This is a genomic window from Ferruginibacter sp. HRS2-29 (assembly GCF_024343615.1).
In the GTDB taxonomy this organism is placed as follows: Bacteria; Bacteroidota; Bacteroidia; order Chitinophagales; family Chitinophagaceae; genus Ferruginibacter.
In genome coordinates, this window is sequence record NZ_RJUB01000150.1 from 1 (window position 1) to 3,642 (window position 3,642).

General features: G+C 47.6%; 2 protein-coding genes. One reads left to right on the plus strand and one right to left on the minus strand.

Going from position 1 to position 3,642, the window contains the following annotated elements; translation table 11 throughout:
* Window positions 1–1,616: 1,616 nt before the first annotated feature.
* On the minus strand, window positions 1,617–2,042 hold the full coding sequence (locus tag EGI32_RS17510) for a hypothetical protein (RefSeq protein ID WP_255156651.1): 426 nt from the start codon (window positions 2,040–2,042) through the stop codon (window positions 1,617–1,619).
* Window positions 2,043–2,523: 481 nt separating this feature from the next.
* Between EGI32_RS17510 and EGI32_RS17515 the strand changes: the two genes are divergently transcribed.
* A complete protein-coding gene (locus EGI32_RS17515) occupies window positions 2,524–3,249 on the plus strand; it encodes a YoaK family protein (protein WP_255154590.1) in 726 nt (241 codons plus the stop codon).
* Window positions 3,250–3,642 lie beyond the last annotated feature (393 nt).

Consider the following 3,642-nt stretch of genomic DNA (forward strand, 5'->3'; position numbering starts at 1 on the left):
TGGCGTCCCCGCCAGCCGGTCCCCTTTAAAGTCGCACTCGCGGCAGGCCGGGAGGCCACGCCGCGGCTTTGGGGTAGAGAAGTTTTTATTTCCGGTTTTTAAAAGATTCATTAACGGCGAATAGATCCTTTTGATTTTTTCAAGCTCGTAGAGAAACAGCAATACCCCCTCCTTCTTCCCGTCTTCCCGGCAAAATTTTAGCTCCCATGCGTGGCGTCCCCGCCAGCCGGTCCCCTTTAAAGTCGCACTCGCGGCAGGCCGGGAGGCCACGCCGCGGCTTTGGGGTAGAGAAGTTTTTATTTCCGGTTTTTAAAAGATTCATTAACGGCGAATAGATCCTTTTGATTTTTTCAAGCTCGTAGAGAAACAGCAATACCCCCTCCTTCTTCCCGTCTTCCCGGCAAAATTTTAGCTCCCATGCGTGGCGTCCCCGCCAGCCGGTCCCCTTTAAAGTCGCACTCGCGGCAGGCCGGGAGGCCACGCCGCGGCTTTGGGGTAGAGAAGTTTTTATTTCCGGTTTTTAAAAGATTCATTAACGGCGAATAGATCCTTTTGATTTTTTCAAGCTCGTAGAGAAACAGCAATACCCCCTCCTTCTTCCCGTCTTCCCGGCAAAATTTTAGCTCCCATGCGTGGCGTCCCCGCCAGCCGGTCCCCTTTAAAGTCGCACTCGCGGCAGGCCGGGAGGCCACGCCGCGGCTTTGGGGTAGAGAAGTTTTTATTTCCGGTTTTTAAAAGATTCATTAACGGCGAATAGATCCTTTTGATTTTTTCAAGCTCGTAGAGAAACAGCAATACCCCCTCCTTCTTCCCGTCTTCCCGGCAAAATTTTAGCTCCCATGCGTGGCGTCCCCGCCAGCCGGTCCCCTTTAAAGTCGCACTCGCGGCAGGCCGGGAGGCCACGCCGCGGCTTTGGGGTAGAGAAGTTTTTATTTCCGGTTTTTAAAAGATTCATTAACGGCGAATAGATCCTTTTGATTTTTTCAAGCTCGTAGAGAAACAGCAATACCCCCTCCTTCTTCCCGTCTTCCCGGCAAAATTTTAGCTCCCATGCGTGGCGTCCCCGCCAGCCGGTCCCCTTTAAAGTCGCACTCGCGGCAGGCCGGGAGGCCACGCCGCGGCTTTGGGGTAGAGAAGTTTTTATTTCCGGTTTTTAAAAGATTCATTAACGGCGAATAGATCCTTTTGATTTTTTCAAGCTCGTAGAGAAACAGCAATACCCCCTCCTTCTTCCCGTCTTCCCGGCAAAATTTTAGCTCCCATGCGTGGCGTCCCCGCCAGCCGGTCCCCTTTAAAGTCGCACTCGCGGCAGGCCGGGAGGCCACGCCGCGGCTTTGGGGTAGAGAAGTTTTTATTTCCGGTTTTTAAAAGATTCATTAACGGCGAATAGATCCTTTTGATTTTTTCAAGCTCGTAGAGAAACAGCAATACCCCCTCCTTCTTCCCGTCTTCCCGGCAAAATTTTAGCTCCCATGCGTGGCGTCCCCGCCAGCCGGTCCCCTTTAAAGTCGCACTCGCGGCAGGCCGGGAGGCCACGCCGCGGCTTTGGGGTAGAGAAGTTTTTATTTCCGGTTTTTAAAAGATTCATTAACGGCGAATAGATCCTTCCGATTTTTTCAAGCTTGTGGAGAAGCAAAAATAACCCCTCCTTCTTCCCGTCTTCCCGGCAAAATTTTAGCTCCCATGCGTGGCGTCCCCGCCAGCCGGTCCCCTTTAAGGTCGCACTCGCGGCTGGCCGGGAGGCCACGCCGCGGCTTTGGGGTAGAGAAGTTTTTATTTCCGGTTTTTAAAAGATTCATTAACGGCGAATAGATCCTTTTGATTTTTTCAAGCTCGTAGAGAAACAGCAATACCCCCTCCTTCTTCCCGTCTTCCCGGCAAAATTTTAGCTCCCATGCGTGGCGTCCCCACCAGCCGGTTCCCTTTAAAGTCGCACTCGCGGCAGGCCGGGAGGCCACGCCGCGGCTTTCTGGAAAGGAAGTTTTCATTTCTGTTTTTTTAAGATTCATTAACGGCGAATGGATCTTTTTGATTTTTTTCAAGCTCGTCGAAAAGCAGCAATAACCCCTCCTTCTTCCCGTCTTCCCGGCAAATTATTATCAGCCGTCTTCTCACAACCCCGAAGGGGTTGAATTTTTTTCGCCATGGGTTGCGACCCATGGCGACCAGGTAAATTCGACCCTTCCAGGGTCGTGCGATTCCTGTACTTTAGCTGGCCGCCTTCCAACTATTACAACGCCCATGCGTGGCGTCCCCGCCAGCCGGTCCCCTTTAAGGTCGCACTCGCGGCTGGCCGGGAGGCCACGCCTTTGGGGAAGTGAAGTTTTTATTCCCGGTTTTTTTAAGATTCATTGAGTGCGAATAGATCCTTTTGATTTTTCAAGCTCGTAGAGAAACAGCAATACCCCTCCTTCTTCCCGTCTTCCCGGCAAAATTTTTGTCGCCATGGATTGCAGCCCATGGTAATATTGAAGCATCCTCGCCGTTTGTGGCTTAACTTTAGGGCCAGAGAAAAATTACAAAATGTTCAGACATCAAGGTAAGACCCGGACTTTAAAACATAACCTGAGGATTGCTTCTTTATTATCTTTTGTAGCCGGAATTGTAAATGTGGCCGGTTTTTTTGCAGTTCAACGATTGACGACAAACGTAACGGGGCACTTTGCTTTTTTTGTAGACGAGGTTTTCAAGCTCAACTTCTGGCAGGGGTTTATTTATTTCCTCTATATCTTTTTCTTTTTCCTGGGCTCTTTTGTATCCAGCTTTCTCATAGAGATCATCTCCCGCAAAAGCGACCAGTATATTTATGTAGTGCCTGCTTCCATTGAATGCCTGATCTTATTAACCGTTGGCTTTTTGGGGCACAGGCTCATGCTCAGCAGCCCCGATGCCATTGCCTTCAGTTTACTTTTTGCCATGGGTTTGCAAAATTCACTGGTAACAACCATTTCCAACGCAAGTGTGCGAACAACGCACCTGACCGGGCTTTTTACCGACCTGGGTATCGAATTATCGCAGTTGTTTTTTTACAAAGAAGATCAGCAAAAGACCAGGTTGCTTTCCTCCATAAAATTGCGGTTGATCATCATCAGTTTCTTTTTTATCGGCGGAATTGTTGGCGGCATCTTATATTCAAAACTGGCCCTGTACTCTTTAATTTTTGCCGCAGCTGCCTTGCTATCCGGCCTCATCTACGACAATATAAAATTCAAACTGATCTTACTCAGAAGGAAACTCAAAAGTGGCTGAAAAAAAACGGTGAAGATTGGGCTCGTTTTCGACAATGTTATTTTGGAGCGGGCAATATATTTTGCCGGGCTTCCTGCGCCATAAATAATTTGTGCAGTTGCTGAGATCTTTCGATAATAAAGTAAAACTGCACAACAAAAATTTGTGCAGTTGCGGAAAAATTTTGATTAAAAATTAAAACTGCACAATTACAATTTGTGCAGTTTTTAATTTTTGATTCAAAAAAATAATTTCTGCACAAATATTTTTGTGCAGAAATTTTGTGCAGTTACTCAACTGCACAAATTTTTTGTGCAGTTGTTAAAAATAATTATCTGCACAAAATATTTCAGCATTATTATTAAATTGTGTGATAAGTCGTTGAAAATGCGGCTTTACCCTTAATCCCTTTAT

Coding starts and splice junctions, on each gene's coding strand:
- EGI32_RS17515 (WP_255154590.1), top strand. CDS start 2,524: ATGTTCAGACATCAAGGTAAGACCCGGACTTTAAAACATAACCTGAGG.